The 20,310-nt window shown below is 71.4% G+C and carries 13 protein-coding genes and 1 pseudogene; 7 read left to right on the top strand and 7 right to left on the bottom strand.

All coding sequences use genetic code 11. The annotated features are described in order from the left end of the window. Positions 1-5: 5 nt before the first annotated feature. Together glgA and ACWDEN_RS27595 are read right to left on the bottom strand one after the other, a co-directional pair. Positions 6-1,157 carry a glycogen synthase gene (gene glgA / locus ACWDEN_RS27600; protein ID WP_450860376.1) on the bottom strand — a complete coding sequence of 384 codons (1,152 nt, stop codon included), beginning with the start codon at positions 1,155-1,157 and terminating at the stop codon, positions 6-8. A 40-nt stretch (positions 1,158-1,197) separates the two neighbouring features. Beyond that, positions 1,198-1,947 (bottom strand): (2Fe-2S)-binding protein, encoded by a 750-nt coding sequence (locus ACWDEN_RS27595; RefSeq protein WP_450860375.1) that lies wholly within the window; start codon positions 1,945-1,947, stop codon positions 1,198-1,200. 228 nt (positions 1,948-2,175) lie between these two features. Between ACWDEN_RS27595 and ACWDEN_RS27590 the strand changes: the two genes are divergently transcribed. Further along, entirely contained in the window at positions 2,176-3,363 is a 1,188-nt protein-coding gene (locus tag ACWDEN_RS27590) for a DMT family transporter (RefSeq protein WP_450860374.1), read from the top strand. On the opposite strand, the gene ACWDEN_RS27585 is transcribed toward ACWDEN_RS27590, so the two are convergent. Next, on the bottom strand, positions 3,353-4,486 hold the full coding sequence (locus tag ACWDEN_RS27585; protein WP_351613588.1) for a transglycosylase family protein: 1,134 nt from the start codon (positions 4,484-4,486) through the stop codon (positions 3,353-3,355). The two genes, ACWDEN_RS27590 and ACWDEN_RS27585, sit on opposite strands and share 11 nt — an antisense overlap. Positions 4,487-4,758: 272 nt before the next feature. On the opposite strand from ACWDEN_RS27585, the gene gndA reads away from it, so the two are divergent. Beyond that, positions 4,759-6,198, top strand: coding sequence for an NADP-dependent phosphogluconate dehydrogenase (gndA, locus tag ACWDEN_RS27580; RefSeq protein WP_351613591.1), 1,440 nt, complete (start codon positions 4,759-4,761; stop codon positions 6,196-6,198). Positions 6,199-6,697: 499 nt separating this feature from the next. Here gndA and panD read toward each other — a convergent pair whose 3' ends face one another. Next, positions 6,698-7,117 (bottom strand): aspartate 1-decarboxylase, encoded by a 420-nt coding sequence (panD, locus tag ACWDEN_RS27575; protein WP_351613594.1) that lies wholly within the window; start codon positions 7,115-7,117, stop codon positions 6,698-6,700. Between the two features lie 278 nt (positions 7,118-7,395). Here panD and ACWDEN_RS27570 point away from each other — a divergent pair. Both ACWDEN_RS27570 and ACWDEN_RS27565 read left to right on the top strand, forming a co-directional pair. Then, positions 7,396-7,515, top strand: a pseudogene (locus ACWDEN_RS27570) (IS110 family transposase); the annotation flags it as partial. A gap of 202 nt (positions 7,516-7,717) precedes the next feature. Continuing rightward, positions 7,718-9,424, top strand: coding sequence for an alpha-keto acid decarboxylase family protein (locus ACWDEN_RS27565; protein ID WP_450860373.1), 1,707 nt, complete (start codon positions 7,718-7,720; stop codon positions 9,422-9,424). A gap of 236 nt (positions 9,425-9,660) precedes the next feature. Here the strand turns inward: ACWDEN_RS27565 and ACWDEN_RS27560 are convergent, their stop codons facing one another. After that, the gene (locus ACWDEN_RS27560; RefSeq protein ID WP_450860372.1) at positions 9,661-10,494 is read right to left on the bottom strand and encodes a sterol desaturase family protein; all 834 of its coding nucleotides are present in this window, start codon (positions 10,492-10,494) and stop codon (positions 9,661-9,663) included. Between the two features lies 1 nt (position 10,495). Beyond that, on the bottom strand, positions 10,496-11,209 hold the full coding sequence (locus ACWDEN_RS27555) for a FadR/GntR family transcriptional regulator (RefSeq protein ID WP_351613609.1): 714 nt from the start codon (positions 11,207-11,209) through the stop codon (positions 10,496-10,498). 838 nt (positions 11,210-12,047) lie between these two features. Between ACWDEN_RS27555 and katG the strand changes: the two genes are divergently transcribed. Further along, a complete protein-coding gene (gene katG, locus ACWDEN_RS27550) occupies positions 12,048-14,240 on the top strand; it encodes a catalase/peroxidase HPI (RefSeq protein WP_450860371.1) in 2,193 nt (730 codons plus the stop codon). A gap of 503 nt (positions 14,241-14,743) precedes the next feature. Here katG and ACWDEN_RS27545 read toward each other — a convergent pair. Next, entirely contained in the window at positions 14,744-15,190 is a 447-nt protein-coding gene (locus ACWDEN_RS27545) for a PAS domain-containing protein (RefSeq protein ID WP_351613612.1), read from the bottom strand. Between the two features lie 349 nt (positions 15,191-15,539). Between ACWDEN_RS27545 and ACWDEN_RS27540 the strand changes: the two genes are divergently transcribed. Both ACWDEN_RS27540 and ACWDEN_RS27535 read left to right on the top strand, forming a co-directional pair. Further along, positions 15,540-18,443: a helix-turn-helix transcriptional regulator gene (locus ACWDEN_RS27540; RefSeq protein ID WP_450860370.1), complete on the top strand. Its 2,904-nt coding sequence runs from the start codon at positions 15,540-15,542 to the stop codon at positions 18,441-18,443. A 116-nt stretch (positions 18,444-18,559) separates the two neighbouring features. After that, positions 18,560-20,191: a S53 family peptidase gene (locus ACWDEN_RS27535; protein WP_450860369.1), complete on the top strand. Its 1,632-nt coding sequence runs from the start codon at positions 18,560-18,562 to the stop codon at positions 20,189-20,191. Positions 20,192-20,310 lie beyond the last annotated feature (119 nt).

Here is a 20,310-nt window from a genome sequence, read left to right as displayed (position 1 = left end):
CGGGACTAAGCCTGCTTGAGGATCTCCTCGTACAGCGCGGCCGTGCGCCGGGCCACCGCGTCCCAGCCGAACTCCAGCGCCGCGCGCTCCCGTCCGGCCTCGCCCATCCGCCGGGCCGCCTCCGGGTCGCCGAGGACGGCCTCCAGGGCAGCCGCGAGACGCGACTCGAACTCCTCGTCCACATCGACCAGCACACCGGTACGGCCGTCGTCCACGACCTCCGGGATCCCCCCGACCCGGGAGGCCACGACCGGGGTGCCGCAGGCCATCGCCTCCAGGTTGACGATGCCGAGGGGCTCGTACACCGACGGGCAGACGAACACGGCCGCGCGGGTGAGGAGTTGGACCACCTCGGGGCGCGGCAGCATCTGCGGGATCCAGAACACGCCCGCGCGCATGCGGCTCAGCTCCTCGAACAGCTCGCGGAACTCCCGGTCGATCTCGGGGGTGTCGGGGGCGCCCGCGCACAGCACGACCTGGACGCCCGGGTCGATGTCCCGTGCCGCGCGCAGCAGATGGGGCACGCCCTTCTGGCGGGTGATCCGGCCGACGAACAGGACGTACGGGCGGGCGGGGTCGATGCCGTGCCGGGTGAGGGCGTCGGTGCCGCGGTCGGGCCGGTAGAGGTGGGTGTCGATGCCGTTGTGCACGACGTGGACGCGGGCCGGGTCGAGCGCCGGGTAGCACGCCAGGATGTCCTCGCGCATGGCGCCGGACACGGCGATCACCGCGTCGGCGGCCTCGACGGCGGTGCGTTCGGCCCAGCTCGACAGCGCGTATCCGCCTGCCAGTTGCTCGGCCTTCCAGGGCCGCAGCGGCTCCAGCGAGTGGGCGGTGAGCACGTGCGGGACGCCGTACAGGAGCTTGGCGAAGTGGCCGGCGAGGTTCGCGTACCAGGTGTGGGAGTGGACGAGTTCGCGGCCTTCGAGGGCGGCGGCGATGGACAGGTCCACGGAGAAGGTGCGCAGCGCGTCGTTGGAGCCGTCGAGCGCGGACCAGGGGCGGTGGCGTACGACGCCCACGCCGCGGCCCTCGCCCCAGCAGTGCACCTCCAGCTCCACCAGGGAGGCCAACTCCCGGGCCAGGAACTCCACATGGACACCGGCGCCGCCGTACACGTCCGGGGGGTACTCCCGGGTCAGCAGTCCCACACGCACCTGACAACCCCCTTGTACCAGCGGCAGGTTCCTTTCATGGTCACCCAGAAGCGGCCCCTGGGGAAGAGCGCGGCGGCCGGATGAAGCAGCAGTCGCCGCAGACACCGCCGCCGGGCACCCGGTAGTACAGGCAGCAGCTGCGGCGGCGGAAGGCGGTGCCGGTACGGGCGCCGGTGGTGCGCAGGAGAGGGTGGGCGAAGAGTTCGTCGGTCAGGGCGCGGACTCGTCCGGCCACGTCGGTACGGTCGTGGGCGCGGGCCCAGCGGTCCAGTTGCCGGGCCGCCCCAGCGAGCGCGGAGCCCGCGTTGCCCCACAGCAGTCCGGGCGCGCTGCCGTACCCGGCGCCCAGGGCCTCCGTCAGGGGTTCCAGGTGTCCGTGCAGCACGGCGGCGGCCAGGCCGGCGGCGTCGCCGGGCCGCGGGCGCAGCTCGGTCAGGTACAGGTCGTCGGGGGCGGAGGCGAGCGGGTCCCAGCGCAGCAGGCGCGGGGCGAGGTCGGGCAACCGGCCGTACAGGGCGGCGCAGCCGAGGGCCGCCGACCACAGCCGGGCGGCCAGGCCCTGCTGGGCGATGGAGGCGGCCACGCGTGGCTCGCGGGTGCCGAGCCGGTCCGCGACCACGGCCACCCGCACCGCCAACGCGTCCGGCGTCGCCCGTCCGTAGGTCTCGGCGAGGGTCGGCAGCTGGCCGGGATCCGGTCCGGCGGCGGCTCCGGCCGGGCCGGGCACCGTACGCAGGACGAAGAAGCCGCCGAGCGGGCGGAGGGCGGCGAGAGCGGGGTCGAGGTCCACAACGAGTACTGCTACCAGGTGCGTTCCCCGGGCCCGACACGGGGTGTCCGCCTCGCGTCACCCATCGCGAGGATGATCGCGCGACGGGTGTACTCCATCGGCAGTAGGAGGCATTGCGTGCTCAGGTACGACGACGGGAAGAGTGCGACCGGGCAGAGTGTTGGCCATGGAAGCCGACCGTACGTCGCGCCGGGCTCAGGGCCCCCGCCGCCCGCACAGGAGACGCCGATGAGCGCCCTCGCCTTGTCCGTGCTGCTGTCGTTCGTGTCCGCCCTCGCCTACGCGGCCGGCGCGATCGTGCAGGAGCAGGTGGCGCTCGCCTCCCCCGGCACCGCGTACCTGCCGCTGCGGCGGCCCGGCTGGTGGGGGGCCATGGCGCTGAACGGGCTCGGCGGCGTGCTGCACGTGGTGGCGCTGGCCTACGGCCCGCTCAGTCTCGTGCAGCCGCTCGGCGCGCTGACCATCGTCTTCGCCCTGCCCATGGCGGCGCTGTGCGTCGGCCGCGGGGCCGGCACGACCGCCTGGCGCGGCGCGGTCATGGCCACCGTGGGCCTCGCCGGGCTGCTGGCCCTGGTCGGCTCCTCCGACAGCCACTCCCTGGACGCGGCCCAGCGCGTGGCGGTGGCGCTGGTCACCGGCGGCGCGGTCGTGGCGCTGATGTGCGCGGGCCGGGCCGCGCACCGGCACCCGGCGGTGCGCAGCGTGCTGCTCGCCACCGCCTCCGGCATAGCGTTCGGCATGTCGTCGGTGTTCACCAAGACCGTCGCCGTCGACTGGACGCACGGCATCGACCTGGAGGACCTGCCGGCCCTCGCGGTGATCGCCCTGTTCGCCGTCGCCGGTGTCCTGCTGTCCCAGGCCTCCTACCGGGGCGCCGGCCTCGCCGCGCCGCTGGCCACGCTCACCGTGGTCAATCCGGTGCTGGCGGCCGCCGTCGGCATCCTGATGTTCGGCGAGACGTTCCGCTACGGCGGCGCGGGCGCCGCGCTCGCCGTGAGCTGCGGGGTGGTCGCGGCGGGCGGTCTGGTCATGCTGACGACCGAGCGGATCGAGCGCGCCGAGCCGCCCGCCCTGCCGGACGCCGGCCCGGAACCGGTCTCCGCCGCGGAAACGTTCCCGGGCATGCCCCAGCAGCGAGGGGCGGCGGCACAGGCCGCGCCGGAGCGGGGCGGGCTTCCCGGGGCCGACGGCACGTCCGACGCGCCGCTGCTGCGGGAGGTGCTCGTGCAGGGACCGGGCGGCGGCCTGGTTCCGGGCCCGGGCGGCGGCCTGGTTCCGGGCGGCTGCGGGGAGAGCGCCGACCGCGGCGGACCGCCGGACCTGCGCTCGCTCCCCGCGTCGTACCTCGCGCTGTCCGCGTGCGTCGGGGCACCGCTGCCGGTCCTGGACGCGCACGGTACGTGCCTCAGATCCTGACGCCGCCCGCCCGCAGATAGGCGAGCGGGTCGATGTCCGTACCGAAGCCTGGTCCGGTCCGCACCTCGAAGTGCAGGTGCGGGCCGGTGACGTTCCCGGTGGCTCCGGAACGGCCGATGCGCTGGCCCGTGCCGACGTTCTGCCCGATCCGCACCGAGATGGCCGACAGGTGGCCGTACTGGGTGTAGCGGCCGTCGGCGTGCCGGATCACCACCTGGTAGCCGTAGGCGCCGCCCCACCCCGCGGCCACCACCTGCCCGGCCTCCGCGGCCTTCACGGAGGTGCCGGTCGGCACGAGGAAGTCGACTCCGGTGTGGTAGCCCTTCGACCAGTGCGAGCCGGCCACGCGGTAGCCGGTGCCGATGGGCGCGTCGACCGGGGGGACGAGCGTACGGCCGGTGCTCTTGGTCCGGTGCGGTGCGGTCCTGTGCTCCGAAGGGTGCTTCTTCTCCGGGGACTTGGTGCCGGGGGCGGCCGTACCGCGCAGGCTGAGCCGCTGGCCCGGCAGGATCAGGTCGGGATCGGCGCCGATCGTCGTGCGGTTGCGGGCGTACAGCCCGCGCCAGCCGCCGCGGACGTGGTGCTCGTCGGCGATGCCCGAGAGGGTGTCGCCGTGCACCACCGTGTACATCTCGGCCCGGCCCGCGCGGGACTGCGGGGTGGTGTGCGCCTGCACGTCCTCCAGTGCGGCGCGCTGCGCCGGGCGCACGGTCGCGCTGTCGGTGTGCACGCCGGCGTCCGCGCCCCCGCGGGTCAGCCCGGCCCGCACCGAGCAGACCGGCCAGGCGCCGGGCCCCTGCCCGTCGAGGACCTTCTCGGCGACGGCGATCTGCTGGTCCCTGGTCGCGAGGTCGGCGCGCGGGGCGTACCGGGTGCCGCCGTACGCCTCCCAGGTGGACTGGGTGAACTGCAGCCCGCCGTAGTAGCCGTTGCCCGTGTTGATGCTCCAGTTTCCGCTGGACTCGCAGGCGGCGACCTTGTTCCAGGTGGAGGCGTCGGCCGCGTCGGCCGTGCCGGCGGCGACCAGCGGGATCGCGAGGCCGGCCCCGCCCGCCGTGACCGTGAGTGAGGCGCGGTTGATCCTGTTCGGCTGGTACCGGCGATGCCGGCCGCGTACGGCCATGTCCGAATTCCCCTCGGCATGCGTCAGGAGGGGGCAAAAGTAAGCGCCGCGAACAGGCCATGACAAGACGGAAAACCGGCCTCCCGCACCGCCCAAGTGGCCGGGAACGGCCCCCGCTTGGCCCGGATCGCCGGAGACTGAGGCCGAGGGCGGCGTGCGTGCGTACAAAGGCATGGCGGGTCGGATGTGCGCTCGCCGTGGCGGCACGTCAGGATGGGCGAGGACCCGTACTGACGGAGCCGTAGTCACGAGGCAGCTAGGGAGCAGGCGGTATGAGCACTTCAGCGCAGATCGGTGTCACGGGCCTCGCGGTCATGGGCCGCAACCTCGCCCGTAACTTCGCCCGCAACGGCTACACGGTCGCCGTGCACAACCGTACGGCGTCGCGGATGAAGGCGCTGGTGGAGGAGTTCGGGCACGAGGGCGACTTCGTCGGGGCCGAGACCGCCGAGGAGTTCGTGGCGGCGCTGGAGCGCCCGCGCCGCCTGGTGATCATGGTGAAGGCGGGCGAGCCGACGGACGCGGTGATCCAGGAGTTCGCACCGCTCCTGGAGCCCGGTGACATGATCATCGACGGCGGCAACGCGCACTTCGCGGACACCCGGCGCCGGGAGCGGGAGCTGCGCGAACGCGGCATCCACTTCGTCGGCACGGGCATCTCCGGCGGCGAGGAGGGCGCGCTGCACGGGCCGAGCATCATGCCGGGCGGTTCGGTGGAGTCCTACGCGTCGCTGGGCCCGATGCTGGAGAAGATCTCCGCGAAGGCGAAGGACGGCGCGCCCTGCGTGACGCACTGCGGCCCCGACGGCGCCGGGCACTTCGTGAAGATGGTCCACAACGGCATCGAGTACGCCGACATGCAGCTGATCGGCGAGGCGTACCAGCTCCTGCGCGACGTCGCCGGGTACTCCCCCGCCGAGATCGCGGAGATCTTCCGTACGTGGAACACCGGCCGTCTCGACTCGTACCTGATCGAGATCACGGCGGAGGTGCTGTCGCACGTGGACGCGGCGACGGGCAAGCCGTTCGTGGACGTGGTGGTCGACCAGGCCGAGCAGAAGGGCACCGGCCGCTGGACCGTCCAGATCGCGCTGGACCTGGGCGTTCCGGTGTCCGGTATCGCCGAGGCCGTCTTCGCGCGCTCGCTGTCCGGTCACGCGAAGCTCCGCGAGGCCTCGCAGGGGCTGGCGGGCCCACGGGCGGCAGCGCTGAGCAAGGACGAGGCGGCCGCCTTCGCGGACCGGGTGGAGCAGGCGCTGTACGCGTCCAAGATCGTGTCGTACACGCAGGGCTTCCACGAGATCGCCGCGGGCAGCGAGGAGTACGGCTGGGACATCGACCTGGGTGCGGTGTCCTCGATCTGGCGGGGCGGCTGCATCATCCGCGCCGCCTTCCTGGACCGGATCCGCGCCGCGTACGACGCCCGCGCCGATCTGCCGAGCCTGCTGTCCGACGAGACCTTCGCGCGCGAGATCGCCGAGGCGCAGGACGACTGGCGTGAGGTGCTGATCGCAGCGACGCGGCAGGGCGTGCCGACGCCGGGCTTCGCGGCGGCGCTGGCGTACTACGACGCGCTGCGGGCGCGGCGGCTGCCGGCGGCCTTGACGCAGGGGCAGCGGGACTTCTTCGGGGCGCACACGTACCGGAGGGTGGACCGGGAGGGGTCGTTCCACACGCTGTGGGGTGGGGACCGGTCGGAGGTGTCTGCCTGAGGTGTCCGCCCAGGGGGCGGGGGGACGCGCGGCCGACGTGTCCGGGTGCGTCGTGGCTGGTCGCGCCCACGCGGCGGAGCCGCATAACGACAGGTCCCCGCGCCCCTTCGGGGAGGATGTGTGCCCGGCGTCGTCAGGTGAGGGGTGGGCCTGGCTCGGGGTTGGGTACGGGTTCCGGCCCCGGTGGGATCGGGGACGGTGACGGCTCCGGTGGGCCGGGGGCCGGAGGTGCCGGGGGTGGGGTCGGGTCGGGACCCGGCGGGGGTGGGGTCGGCTGGGGGCCCGGCTCGGGCGGGGGGACGGGGCTCGGGTAGGGGTCCGGTGTGGTGGGACCCGGACCCGGCGTCGGCCCCTGGGGGAGCGGGTCGAGGTGCGGGTTCGTCATGGCGTCCTCCGGGCAGTCGCTGAACGTCGCCTCTGGACTACTCCCCCGCCTACCCGACCCCCGCGCGGCCACTCACCCGACAGGCCGAGCCACCACCCGCCCGGAGCGCCTCGGTCAGGCCCGGACGGCCTGCGGGCTGCGCTGCTGGTCCGAGCCGGGCACCGGCTCGGACGGGTCGGCACCGAGGGAGACGATCCGGTTGCCGGCGTCGACATGCACGACGCGGGGCTTCAGCGCCCGTGCCTCGGCGTCGGTGACCTGGGCGTAGCTGATGATGATCACCAGGTCTCCGGGGTGCACGAGATGGGCGGCCGCCCCGTTGATCCCGATCACCCCGGACCCGCGCTCACCCTCGATGACGTAGGTCTCCAGCCGGGCACCGTTGGTGATGTCGACGATGTGCACCAGCTCGCCGGGCAGCAGATCGGCGGCGTCGAGCAGGTCGGCGTCGATGGTCACCGATCCCACGTAGTGCAGGTCGGCCTGGGTGACGGTGGCGCGGTGGATCTTGGACTTGAACATGGTACGAAGCACGGAGAATCTCCCGGTTTGTCTGCTCCCTGCCTGCTTTTTGCAGGTCAAGGGCGGTCTTCGGAGACTACAACGATTCGCATGTGTGGTCAGCTGTCGCCGGGTGTTCGAGGACACACACTGATCCGTTGCCGGCTTTTCTGAGGTGGATTCAGGTGGGGACATCCCGCAAACGCTTCTGTCGAGCTTGCCGCTCTTCGTCGATTGGCTTGACCGGCTACCAGGTGCGTGCTGCCATCCGCCGGATCGGCCGGTCTGGGCGTCATCGGCGCAGAGTCCCGGCAGTCACCGGCGGAAGCATGGACGTCTTCGGCACCGACGACCGTCTCGCCGGCTGCGGGGGCGTCGCCCTCATACCCCGCGACTCGGGCAAGATCAGCGGCAGCGTGCGGTACCCGCAGATCCACCTGCCTGACATCCACGTCCATCGGATCGTGGCGCTCACCCTCGAAGAGACCGACGACAAGCAGATCAAGATGAGGACGGTCCGTGAGTGGAAGCGCGAACGCCCCCAGAGGCCCCCAGCCATCTCTCACCGCAAAATGGAAATGAGCCGCTCCCGCTCCCAGCGGAGACGACACCGGCGATGCGGAGGCACAGGCGATGTCCACCAGCCCGAGCCGATGGATGACGATCGGCGACTTCCTGCTCCGGCGTCTGAAGGAGGCCGGCGTCGGCCACCTCTTCGGCGTCCCTGGTGACTTCAACCTCGAACTGCTGCAGCAGCTCCAGGACGCGGGCACGCTGCAATGGGTCGGCAACTGCAGTGAGCTGAACGCGTCCTACGCAGCCGACGGCTATGCCCGGCTGAACGGCATGGGCGCACTGCTCGTGACGAACGCCGTCGGCGCCCTGAGCGCGATCAACGGGGTCGCCGGCTCCTACAGCGAGCACGTGCCGGTGGTCTGTATCTGCGGGTCGATACCGCTGAAGTCCATCGATCGCGGCCTGGGGATGCACCACACGATGGCCGACGGCACATGGGACCGCTTCCTCGGCGCCTACGCGCAGGTGACCGCCGCGCAGGCGCGACTGACCCCGCACAACGCGGTCACCGAGATCGACAGACTGATCCTCACCGCGTGGCGCGAAAAGCTCCCGGTGTACATGGAGTTGCCCTCCGACATCGCCTATCTCGACATCGAGGTTCCCGAGGCCCCGCTGGTACTCGCACAACCGCCCAGCGACCCGGAACGGCTGCGGTCGTGCATCACCGCGATCGCGGGCCACCTGTCCGCCGCCGAGTCACCGGCGGTCCTGGTGGATCTGGACGCGGACCGGTTCGGCGTGGCAGCCGACCTCATGGGGCTGGCCGAGAAGATGCAGCTCCCCGTGGCAGTAATCAGCACAGCCAAAGCGGTCATCGACGAGACGTTCCCCTACTACGTCGGCATCTACAACGGCCAGGCAAGCGAGCCGCACACGCGCGCGGCGATCGAGTCCAGCGACTGCCTGCTCTCCATCGGCTACCGGCCGATCGAGGTGACCACGGGCGACTTCACCGCTTCGCTGCCCGCCGACACGATCCGCGCCCGCAGCCACTCGGTGGACATCGGCGATGACAACTACCAGGCAGTGACACTCCAGGAAGTCATCCGCGGCGTACGGGACGCCGTCCCGCACGTCACGAGCCGTGCTGCACCACAGCGGGGGGCTACAGCGGCGAAGACCCACGCAGTCGGCTCCACCAACCTGACCCAGGCCGCGTACTGGCAGGCGATCCAGGGCTATCTCCGGGCCGGGGACGTGCTCCTCCTCGACAACGGCACGTCGTACGCCCTCCTCGGCCTGCAGCTGCCACCGGACTGCACCTTCGTCGGATCGATCAACTGGGGCTCGATCGGCTACTCGGTCGCGGCCCTGCTCGGCACCCTGACCGCAGCACCGGACCGTCGCCACCTGCTCTTCCTGGGCGACGGCTCGTTCCAGCTGACCGCGCAGGAGCTGTCGACCATCCTGCGGCACGACCACAAGCCGGTGATCTTCCTGATCAACAACGGCGGATACACCATCGAACGCGGTTACCTCGGCAGAACCGAGCAGTACAACGACATCGCGACCTGGGCCTACGCGGATCTGCCGAGAGTGCTCCGTCCGGACACCACGGCGCGCTCGTTCGTCGTCAGGACTCCCGCGGACCTGGCGGAGGCCCTCAGCGCGCCCAACGACACGCTGATCCTCATCGAAGCGGTCATGGATCCCTACGACGCTCCGGCCACGGTCATGGCCAGCAGCAACACCGGCGCGGACATCGACTACGGGCCTCGCGGCCCGCAGCACCGCGCCAACGCCCAGCTCAGGCCGGCCTGACTCCCCCGCCGACGCGCAACGGCCGCCGATCCGGGTCCCGTCCTCCGCTACGGGCCCGGTTTGACGGTCTGGGACGGACCTGCGGGTCGCACCTGCGGGAGCCCCCGACGACTCGAGGTCGCGCTGCGGTTCCGCAGTGTTGTGGTGGGGGAAGTCAGCCTTGATGCGGGCATGACGCCGGTGACGACCCACGGGACGGGCCCGAGCACGCTGGTGCGAAGATCAGCGGTGGCGTGTCATCCGTCCGCTCTGGGTGCCCAGCCGGGCGGCCCGAACAGATACCCGACACGGTCGCGCCAACGCCGCGCCGCGCGGACGTCGCGCCAGGCGGCCGCGAACTCGTGGAAGGCCACCCGCACCGGGTTGTAGGTGTCGATGTTCTTCGTCAGGCCGTACACCACCCGCACGCTTTCCGGCTCGAACGTACCGAAGAGCCGGTCCCAGACGATGAGGATGCCGCCGTAGTTACGGTCCAGGTAGACCCTGTTGGAACCGTGGTGCACGCGGTGGTGGGAGGGCGTGTTGAAGAACCACTCCACCGGCCGCCACAGCTTGTCCACCCGCTCGGTGTGCAGGAAGAACTGGTAGACGAGGCTGAAGGCCTGCTGGAGCAGGATCATCCACGGCGGAATGCCGAACAGTGCCAGCGGCAGCCAGAAGGGCAGCCCCGTCATCGGCGTCCAGCTCTGACGCAGGGCGGTCGAGAGGTTGAAACGGACGCTGGAGTGGTGGACCACGTGGCTCGCCCACAGCACCCGCACCCGGTGGTGGGCGCGGTGGAACGCGTAGTACGCGAGGTCGTCGCCGAAGAACAGCAGCACCCACGTCCACGCGGAGGACGGCGACAGGTGCCAGGGGGCGACGGCGAAGACAGCCGCGTACAGCACGATCGTCACTGCCTTCCACGGCATCGCGACGACCTGGCTACCGGCGCCCATGGACATGCTGGTGACAGTGTCCCGCAGCTCGTAGCCGCGTTCGTCGTCGTCCGGGAGGAAGCGGTAGGACAGTGCCTCGACGACGACCAGCAGCACGAACGCCGGTATCGCGTAGACCACGGCCGGGATCATGTCAGCGCACCGCCTTCCGCGCCGTCGCGGGCACACTGCGGGACAGCAGTTCGCGCGCCAGCCGTTCCGCCGCCTCGGCCTCGCGTGCCGCGATGTGTGCCGCCAGCCGCTGATGTGCTTCGACGTCGAGGAGTTCCGCGGTCCGCAGGTCGTCCGGCACGTCGGCCACCGGGAGTGTGCCGCCCACCAGGCTGTTGAAGGCCAGCAGGTAGGCGACGTTCCCGGAACCCTCCACGATCAGCCGCCACCAGGCGACGTCCGCATCACCGAGCTCGGTCAGATCGGGCCCGGTGCGCGCGTACCGGCCCGCGGCCTCGACGATCTGCCGGGCGGTGTCCTCGGAGCACCGGATCGCACACAGCCGGGCCGCGTCGGCGCCGATGCACGCCCGCATCTCCAGGGCGTCGCGGGCGAGGTCCTCCACCGAGGGCCCGGCGTCGGCGGCCGCGATGCCCATGGCGAGGTCGAGGCCGGCGGTGTGCCGCCAGTCCAGGACGAGCGTGCGGCCGCCGTGGCTGACCTCGACCAGCCGTGCCTGCTGAAGCCGCTTGACGGCCTCTCGGACGGCATGCCGGTTCACCCCGAACTCGGCTGCCAAATCCCGTTCGGCGGTGAGCGCGGAACCGGCCGGCAGTTCCCCACCGAGGATCCTGTCGCGCAACAGGGCGAAGAGCTGGTCGGAGACCGCCTCGCGCCGGATGAGTCCCTGATTCATGGCGATCAGGGTGAACGCGACCAAGTCTCTGGTCAACTGGTTGGACCAGTATTTCTGCGATGATTCCGCGCGCACCGGTCGCCACTCGCGGACCGGCCCATGGCCCCCGGGGGACGGTCACCAACTGGCTGTGCGACATGTTCGCCGGTGGCGGCCACGCCGCACTGACGCGTCTGGCGAGGGAGCCGGGACCGGGCGCGGGCGAGCGTACGACTACGATCCGCGCCTGCCCACCGCCCAACGACGCGGCCTCGCACAGCGACTGCGTCCGGCCGACCCCGACCATCCCTGCTCGGGCACCCTGGTCGTATCCCAGCACACCCGCACGACTCCGACGACAGAAGGCGGGTCCGCTCCAGGAACCTGTTGAGCGACGTGTCGGCGGCGCTGCCCGGCGAGACGACCTCGGGACGAGACCCGAGGACGCACGGATTCATGTCCAGCGGGCGTCCAACGCGTCGTCCGACAGATGACGATCAAGATGGACGACTGTTCACTCAGGCCGTTGGGCGTGTCACCCCTACGGCCGCCACCGGCCAGGCCCCTCCGGCGGGTCTGGGGCCGCCGTATTCGATTCGGCTTGCGTCGGAAATCGGCACGGGTGCAGAAAGGCCGTCCCTTCTCTCACGTCTGTCATGCGGGGTGCTCTGCGTGTTTCATAGAGGTGTGGTCTGCGGTGGGCCACCATACGGACGAGGTACAGCACATTTTCCAGCCGGTGAGCGCCATGGCGCGCTGATTGTGTGGGTCGACGTGCGCGAACTCGACACCAGCAAAGCCAACGACGTCAAGAGCGGCAGCCGACAGAAGGAACACCGAGACAGGAAGAAGGACGGGCATGTCCGGCAGCGAAAGCGAGAATCCAGCAATCCCCTCACCGACGCCCACGCCGATTCAGCGGCCGAGGACGAACCGGGACTGGTGGCCGAATCAGCTGGACCTTCAGGTTCTCCACCAGCACTCGCCCCGATCCAACCCGATGGACGAGGACTTCGACTACGCGGAAGAGTTCGCGGCCCTCGACGTCGACGCCCTGAAGCGTGACGTCTTCGAGGTGATGACGACATCCCAGGACTGGTGGCCTGCCGACTACGGTCACTACGGGCCGCTCTTCATCCGGATGAGCTGGCATGCCGCGGGAACGTACCGCATCGAGGACGGCCGCGGCGGTGGCGGCAGCGGCGCACAGCGCTTCGCCCCCCTCAACAGCTGGCCGGACAACGCGAGCCTGGACAAGGCGCGCCGTCTGCTGTGGCCGGTCAAACAGAAGTACGGCCGGAAAATCTCCTGGGCCGATCTTCTGGTCTTCGCCGGAAACTGTGCCATGGAATCCATGGGGTTCAAGACATTCGGGTTCGGTTTCGGACGAGAGGACATCTGGGAACCCGAGGAGATCTTCTGGGGGCCCGAGGACACATGGCTCGGAGACGAGCGCTACAGCGGCGACAGGGAACTCGCCGGTCCTTTCGCCGCCGTGCAGATGGGACTGATCTACGTCAATCCGGAGGGGCCCAACGGAAACCCGGACCCGATGGCTGCCGCCCGGGACGTTCGGGAGACATTCCGGCGCATGGCGATGAATGACGAGGAGACGGTCGCGCTCATCGTCGGCGGCCACACCTTCGGCAAGTGTCATGGCGCGGTCGAAGCCACTTATATCGGCCCGGAACCCGAGGCCGCCCCCATCGAGCAGCAGGGCCTCGGCTGGCGGAACACATACGACAGCGGCACGGGCCCCCACACGCTCACCAGCGGTCTGGAGGGCGCATGGACCACCGAGCCGACCCGGTGGGACAACGGATACCTGGACAATCTCTACGGGTACGAGTGGGAGCTGACGAGCAGCCCCGCCGGCGCCCACCAGTGGACTCCCTCGGACCCCGCGGCCAGGAACACCGTACGCGACGCCCATGATCCGTCGAAGCGCCACGCCCCCATGATGCTGACGACGGACCTCGCGCTGAAGGTGGACCCGGTCTACGGCCCGATCACGAAGAGGTTTCACGAGAACCCGGACGAACTCGCGGTGGCGTTCGCCAAGGCGTGGTACAAACTGCTGCACCGCGACATGGGACCCCTCTCGCGTTACCTCGGCCCCTGGATTCCCGAGCCGCAGCTGTGGCAGGACCCCGTTCCCGACGTCGATCACGAACTGGTCGGGGACGAGGACATCGCTGCCCTCAAGAGCAGGATCCTCGCCTCGGGTCTTTCCGTCGCCCAGCTGGTCACCACCGCCTGGGCGTCGGCGGCGAGCTTCCGCGGCACCGACAAGCGCGGCGGGGCGAACGGAGCACGAATCCGGCTCGCGCCGCAGAAGGACTGGGAGCTCAACGACCTCCCCGAGGTGACCGAGGTACTGCGCACGCTCGAGCGGATCCAGCAGGACTTCAACCTCTCCCAGACCGGCGGAACGCGGGTCTCCCTCGCCGACCTGATCGTCCTCGGCGGGTGCGCGGCCGTCGAGCAGGCCGCGAGGAATGCCGGGTACGACGTGACGGTTCCGTTCGCACCGGGGCGTACGGATGCCTCGCAGGAGCAGACCGACACGACGTCGTTCGCCGTGCTGGAGCCCAAAGCGGATGCCTTCCGCAACTACCTTCCGGCGGGCGAGAAGCTGTCTCCGGAGACGCTCATGCTGGACCGCGCCAACCTGCTGACGCTGACCGCTCCCGAGATGACGGTGTTGATCGGCGGCATGCGGGCCCTGAACACCGGCTTCAAGGGATCCCCCCATGGTGTCTTGACCCACCGGCCTGGAAACCTGACCAACGACTTCTTCGTCAACCTGCTCGACATGGGCACGGAGTGGAAGGCGTCGGCTACGGACGGGACCGTGTTCGAAGGCCGGGATCGCGCCACCGGCGAGGTCAAGTGGACCGCCACCGCCGTCGACCTGATCTTCGGTGCGAACTCCCAGCTCCGAGCCGTCTCGGAGGTCTACGCGTCCCAGGATGGGGGAGAGAAGTTCGTACATGACTTCGTGGCAGCGTGGAACAAGGTGATGAATCTCGACCGGTTCGACCTCGCCTGAGCCCGACGTCCCGGTCCGACCTCATTGTCGGCCCGGGACGCGGCGAAGTGCGGCACTCTGCGGTGCTGAGCCCGGTGCCTGCGTGAGCGGGCCGGCTCCACATCGTCGTCTGCCCCCGGGGTGGAAGCCGGTTCAACGGGACGATCGCACATTCGTGGTCACGTGCCCAGTGCGGCTCGGACTCCGTACTTCCACCCACCATTCAGGCTGGTCGAAGTGGCGCGCATGTGTACCACCGACGGACGAAGAAACCTGCTGTCCGACATGGCCGAATCAAGCCGCTTCCCACAGCCCTGCGTCCGGAATGCGGGCCGCCTTTGTGATGCTGCCCGGCATCAGGTGCCGGTAAGTGCGACACGTCTCCTCCATGGACTTGCGATGCCCGCGTGGCGCGCGATGTCACGGAGCGTCAGATAGCACACTTGGACCGACTGCGGACACCCCGGCCGGCGACGCCGACGGCAGTACCCGCACCCGCACCGGGGCTGTTCCGACCGTCGCCTTCACTGTCGTTCGGGGTGTCCGCCATCGGTACCGGGATCGCCTGCTCGGCCCAGATGAAGGGGGCGTCCCTCGACATCCCCCGTGAGCCCGAGCAGCCGCCGCGCCTCGTCGTTGACCACGGTGATCCGGCCTCGCGGGTCGAGGCCGACCACGCCCTCCCGGATGCCGTGCAGGGTGGCCTCCCGGTCCTGGAGCAGGCCCGCGATCTCCTCCAGCTCCGGTCCGAACGTGCTCCGCTTGAGCCGGGCGGCGAGCAGGAACGCGGCGGCCGCTCCGACCGCCAGGGCGATCCCGGCGTAGTGGCCGAAGGCGGGCAGCTCACGCACCAGCTCGCCGGACGCCTGGGCCTCCGGAATGCCGGCCGAGACCTCCCCCACCAGACGCCGACCGGTACCCGGCGCGTACAGCGGCACTATGCCGTTGGCCGAGCGGCCTGTCGCGCCCACATTGATCCTCGTGTGCGACCTTCCGTCCCGACGGCGCGGGCGGTGCCGGTACGGTTCGCCGCCGCAGCCGGCCGCCCGGCTGGTCGGCGTGCCCCGGGAACAGTCACGCCAGGCGAAGCGGCCGACACCCGACTCATCGCGCGCCCTGCGGACCCGCGTGACAGCCGCTATTGACAAGGCGAAGTCGCGCAAGTTGTCATGAACACATGATCCTGCCTCCCGGGGCCCGCTGCACTCGCCGTACCGATGGTTCCGCCCCCGGCGCCAGGTGTGCCCCCTCACTGGAGGGATCACGGACGAAAGCCACGGATGCCATGGACGCCATGGATGCCGTGGACGAGCTGCTGCAGTGGAAGCACGGTCACTGACCGGGCGCCACGAGTTGCTCGACGCCGCCCGGGTCGCACTGACGGCCCGTCCCGGAGTGCTCTTCCACGGCCCCCTGGGGATCGGCAAGTCCACGCTCGTGGCGGCCCTCACGGCGTCACTGACCGCGCGCGCCGCGTCGGACGGCACCGTGCTGCGCTGCTCGCCCGCGGAGGAGGACGCCCGGCTCCCGTTCGTCGGGCTCATCGACCTGTTCGCACAGGTGCCGGAGGGGTGCCTGGAGCCCCTCGCACCCGAACCCCGTGCGGCGCTGAGGGCAGCGCTGCTGCATGGTACGGAACCGACGGACGACCGCAGCCGTCTCGCTGTGCGCCTCGCGTTCCTCGAGGTGCTGCGCACGCTGGCCGCCGCCGGCCCCGTCCTGCTGGTCCTCGACGGCCTGCAGTGGCTCGATGAGCCCACCGCGGAGGTGCTGGCCTTCGCCGTACGCCGCCTCGACGGCCTGGACGTACGGGTGGTCGCCGCCGAGCGGGTGGCGGACGGTGAACAGCCCGAGCGACTGCGCTGCTGCCCGCCGGGCACCACCGAACTCCCTGTGCCGTCGCTGACGGACGACGAGGTGGCCCGCCTCGTGCGCGCCGGCACCGGCGCCGAGCTGCCACCCGATGTACTGCGGGCGATCCGGGACACCGCCGACGGAAACCCCTTGTACGCACTGGAGTTGGGGCGAGCAGTGGCCCTGCGCGGTCCGGTGCCCAGGACCTTCGGCCCGGCGTTGCCTGTGCCCCGAAGACTGCGCACCCTGGTTCTGGGCCGGGCGCGCACCCTGCCGGAGACGGCGCGGCGCACGCTCCTGGTCACGAGCGCCGCCGCCCGTCCCGACCTCACCCTGCTGCGTGCCGCCGGCCTCGCCGATCCCGCCGCGGACCTGGCGGAGGCCGAACGACTCGGCGTGACGGCGTCCGACGCCGACGGAACCATACGATTCCGGCATCCGCTGCTCCGGGCCGCCGTCTATGCCGACGCCCCGGAGCACGACCGCCGGCAGGCGCACACGCTGCTGGCCCGCGCGATCAACGAGCCCGTCGAACGGGCCCGCCATCTCGCTCACGCCTGCCCGCATCCGGATGAGGACACCGCCCGGACCCTGATGTCCGCGGCGGCGTCCGCGCGCCGCGACGGCGCGCTCGGCGCCGCCTGCGAACTGGCCCAGCTCGCCGCCCGCCGTACCCCCGGCGACCGGCCCGCGGACCGGGACGACCGGCTGCTGGCCGCGGCGGAGTACGCCTGCGACGCCGGACAGCCGGACGAGGCGGCCGAAGCCGCAGAGACGGTCCTCGCCGCATCGGGTTCGGCACGCCGCCGGGTGCGGGCCCGGCTGATCCTGCTGCGCAACGCCGGGCAGGCGCTGGAGGGTGCCCACGCGCTCATCCAGGAAGGCCTCCGGGACGCCGTCGGCGATCCGCAGGCCGAGGCCTGGCTGCACCACTGGGCGGCCGTACGCGGCCTGTTGTGCGGGGAGTTGGAGGAGGCGGCCGGGCATGCCCGGCGCGCTGCCCGGCAGGCGGCGGTGGCGGGCGACACGGAGACCCGCATCGGTGCGCTCGCCACGTACGCCCGGGTGCGGTCCCTGGCCGGCGAACCGGTCGCGGCGGACGCCGCGCTGGAGGAGGCGCTCGCCCTGGCCGGCGGCGCCGACGGAGGTCCGCAGAGTTGGCGACTGATCCGGATGCGGGCGATCCTCGCCCTGGACGCCGACAGGGTGGCCGAGGCAGGGGAGCAGGTCGCCGAACTCCTGTATCGCATAGAGGAGTTCGCGGGGGTCGAGGAGGTCATGGCGACACTGGTGTCGCTGACCCGGATCCAGGTGCGGGCCGGGCACTGCCGCGAGGCACTGCACACCGCCGCGCGCTGCTCGGGCGCCACGGCCCAGGCGGCTCCCGCGCTGTACGCGGCCGCGCTGGCGGCCACCGCGGGCGGCACCGCCGAAGAGGCCCGGCAGCTGGCCGAGCAGGCGGTACGCGCCTCGGAGGCCGACGGCGACCGGCTGTTCCTGCTGCGTGCGCTGGCCGTGCTCGGGCAGGCCGAACTGCTCGCCGGCGACCCGCAGGGGGCCGCCTCCGCGGTCGAGGCGCTGCAACGCGTGAGAGAACTCGGCAACGCCATGTGCGCCGCCGACCCGCCCCTGCTGCACTGGTACGGCGACCTGGCCGAAGCCCTGGTCCTCCTCGGCGAGACGGGCGAGGCCGAGGCCGTCGTCCGAGAGGCCTACGCACGGGTGACCGCTGATACGCCCGGCAGCGTGCTGGCGGCTCTCGAACGGGCGGAGGGACTGCGCGAGGCGGGGATCGGCCGGGCGAAGGAGGGGGCGGCGGGGCTGCGTGCCGTCGTGGGCCGGCTGCGTCGGCTGCCCCTGCCCGTCGAGCTGGTGCGCACACTGATCGCGCTCGGCGCGGTCGAGCGCCGCTCGCGCCGCAGGAGCGCGGCCCGGGCGGTTCTCGGCGAGGCACTTCAGATCGCCACCCGGATCGGCGCCGCTCCGCTGGCGGCGCGAGCCAGGGAGGAGCTGTCACGGCTGGACGCCGCGGACCGGGGCGGTGAGGCGGGCGCGGGCGGACCCGGACTCACCCCCGCCGAGGCCAGGATCGCCGAGCTGGTCGGGGGCGGGGCCACCAACCGGGAAGTCGCAGCCCAGCTGTTCATCAGCGTCAAGACGGTGGAGGGGACCCTGTCGCGGGTCTACCGCAAGGTCGGGGTCCGCTCGCGCACCGCGCTCGCCCACGCGATGGCCGTCGCAGTACTCGCCACCGGGGCGGCCGTCGACTCCGGCAACGACGACCGAGTGGATGTCCTGGCCGGCCGTGACGGTGAGTCGGCCCATCCGTACGCGGGCCCGTCGTGCTCCCGACACACGCCGTTGACGTGACATCGGTTGTTAACACATGAAGCAAGGGTTCCCCCGCTTATGGGGGTGGGGCCGGTGTTTCTACGGTGAAGTCGTTCCGCTTCCGGAACAACTCCCCCACTCCCCGGAGGACTTCAGTGAAGTCACGTCTGAAACTGCTCGGTCTGGTCGCCGCGCCGGCCCTGGTCACCGCGGTCGTCCCCGCCGCCTACGCCGCGAACGGCGCGCAGCCCCACGCGAACCGTGCCGCCATCGCCGGAGACGTCCTGCCGGGCCTGAAGCAGAACGCCACCCGCACCGGGAAGGTCGCGGCCGGCACACGCATATCGGTGGCGATCAGCCTGACTCCCAGAGGTGGCGGGGCACTTGGCTCGTTTGTCGCCAAGGTCAGTGACCCGCGATCGAGTTCGTACGGCCACTACCTGACGAAGCGGCAGTTCGCCGCCCGCTTCGGCCGGACCGACGCCGAGATCAAGCAGCTCAAGGACTACCTGCGCGCCCAGGGCCTGACCGTCGGCACCGTCCACGCGGGCAACCTGCTGGTCGACGCCAGTGGTACCGCCGCCCAGCTGGAGAACGCCTTCGGCGCCAAGTTGTCGACCTGGAAGGACACGAAGACGGGGCGTTCCTTCTACGCCAACGACAGCGCGCCGACGCTGCCTGCCGCCATCGCCTCCCTCGTCAGCGACGTGGCGGGCCTCAACAACCGCGTCCAGCTGCACCACCAGGCGACGCCGCGCACCGTCAGCCCGCACAACGGCCCCGGCGGCGGCTACACCCCGGCCCAGCTCAAGGGCGGCTACAACGTCTCCGGCACGTACTCCGGCAGCGGCCAGAAGATCGCGCTGCTCGAGTTCGACGGCTTCCAGCAGTCCAACATCACCACGTACGACAACCACTACGGCCTGGGTTCGCCCGCCCCGACCGTGCAGAAGGTGGACGGCGGCTCCGGCGCGCTCGGCGACGGCCAGGTCGAGGTCGAACTGGACATCGAGGTCCTGCACGCGATCGCCCCCAAGGCGAACGTCACCGTGTTCGAGGGCCCCAACTCCGACGCCGGCGAGGTCGACACCTACCAGGCCATCGTCGACAGCGGCATCCCGACCACCTCGATCAGCTGGGGCGCCGCCGAGAGCGCCCGCACCACCTCGGGCATCAACGCGGTCGACGCCGTCTTCAAGGCCGGCGCCGCCCAGGGCCTCGGTTTCTACGCGGCCTCCGGCGACAGCGGCTCCGACGACGCGGGCGACGGCGGCACCTCCGTGGACTACCCGGCCAGCGACCCGTACGTCACCGGCGTCGGCGGCACCAGGCTGACCGTCACCTCGTCCAACACCTGGAGCAAGGAGGTGGCCTGGTCCGGAGGCGGTGGCGGCAAGTCCTCCGTCTTCAAGATCCCCAGCTGGCAGACGGCGGTGCAGAAGAGCGCCGGCGGTGGCTACCGCCAGGTGCCGGACGTCTCGGCCCACGCCAACCCCAGCCCCGGCGTCTCCATCTACTCGCAGGGTTCCTGGAGCTCGGTCGGCGGCACCAGCGCCGCCGCACCCGAGTGGGCTGCGTTCGCCGCCCTGTACAACCAGCAGGCCGCGGCGGCCGGCAAGGCCGACCTCGGCTTCGCCGACCCCGCCCTCTACTCCGCAAGCGGCACCGGGTTCCACGACATCACCAGCGGCAGCAACGGCGCCTACTCCGCGGCCACCGGCTGGGACTTCACCACCGGCTGGGGCTCGTACAACGCCGCGACGCTGGCGAGCAAGCTGCTCGGCTGACGACCGGCGGCTGACGACCGACCGACAGAGCGCGGGCCGGCGGTGATCCCCGGCCCGCGCTGCGGCATGACGTCGAAACCCACGTGCGCCGAACAGCCGGCGGCCACCGGCGCTTCCCC

The organism is Streptomyces sp. NPDC001153 (assembly GCF_053598315.1).
The sequence above is the reverse complement of the archived record's forward strand: the minus strand, read 5'-3'. Positions and strand labels throughout refer to the sequence as shown.

Excerpts from the sequence above, each read along its gene's own strand:
- ACWDEN_RS27590 (WP_450860374.1), top strand. The coding sequence starts at position 2,176 with ATGAGCGCCCTCGCCTTGTCCGTGCTGCTGTCGTTCGTGTCCGCCCTC.
- ACWDEN_RS27585 (WP_351613588.1), bottom strand. The coding sequence starts at position 4,486 with ATGGCCGTACGCGGCCGGCATCGCCGGTACCAGCCGAACAGGATCAAC.
- gndA (WP_351613591.1), top strand. The coding sequence starts at position 4,759 with ATGAGCACTTCAGCGCAGATCGGTGTCACGGGCCTCGCGGTCATGGGC.
- ACWDEN_RS27565 (WP_450860373.1), top strand. The coding sequence starts at position 7,718 with ATGTCCACCAGCCCGAGCCGATGGATGACGATCGGCGACTTCCTGCTC.
- ACWDEN_RS27560 (WP_450860372.1), bottom strand. The coding sequence starts at position 10,494 with ATGATCCCGGCCGTGGTCTACGCGATACCGGCGTTCGTGCTGCTGGTC.
- ACWDEN_RS27555 (WP_351613609.1), bottom strand. The coding sequence starts at position 11,209 with ATGAATCAGGGACTCATCCGGCGCGAGGCGGTCTCCGACCAGCTCTTC.
- katG (WP_450860371.1), top strand. The coding sequence starts at position 12,048 with ATGTCCGGCAGCGAAAGCGAGAATCCAGCAATCCCCTCACCGACGCCC.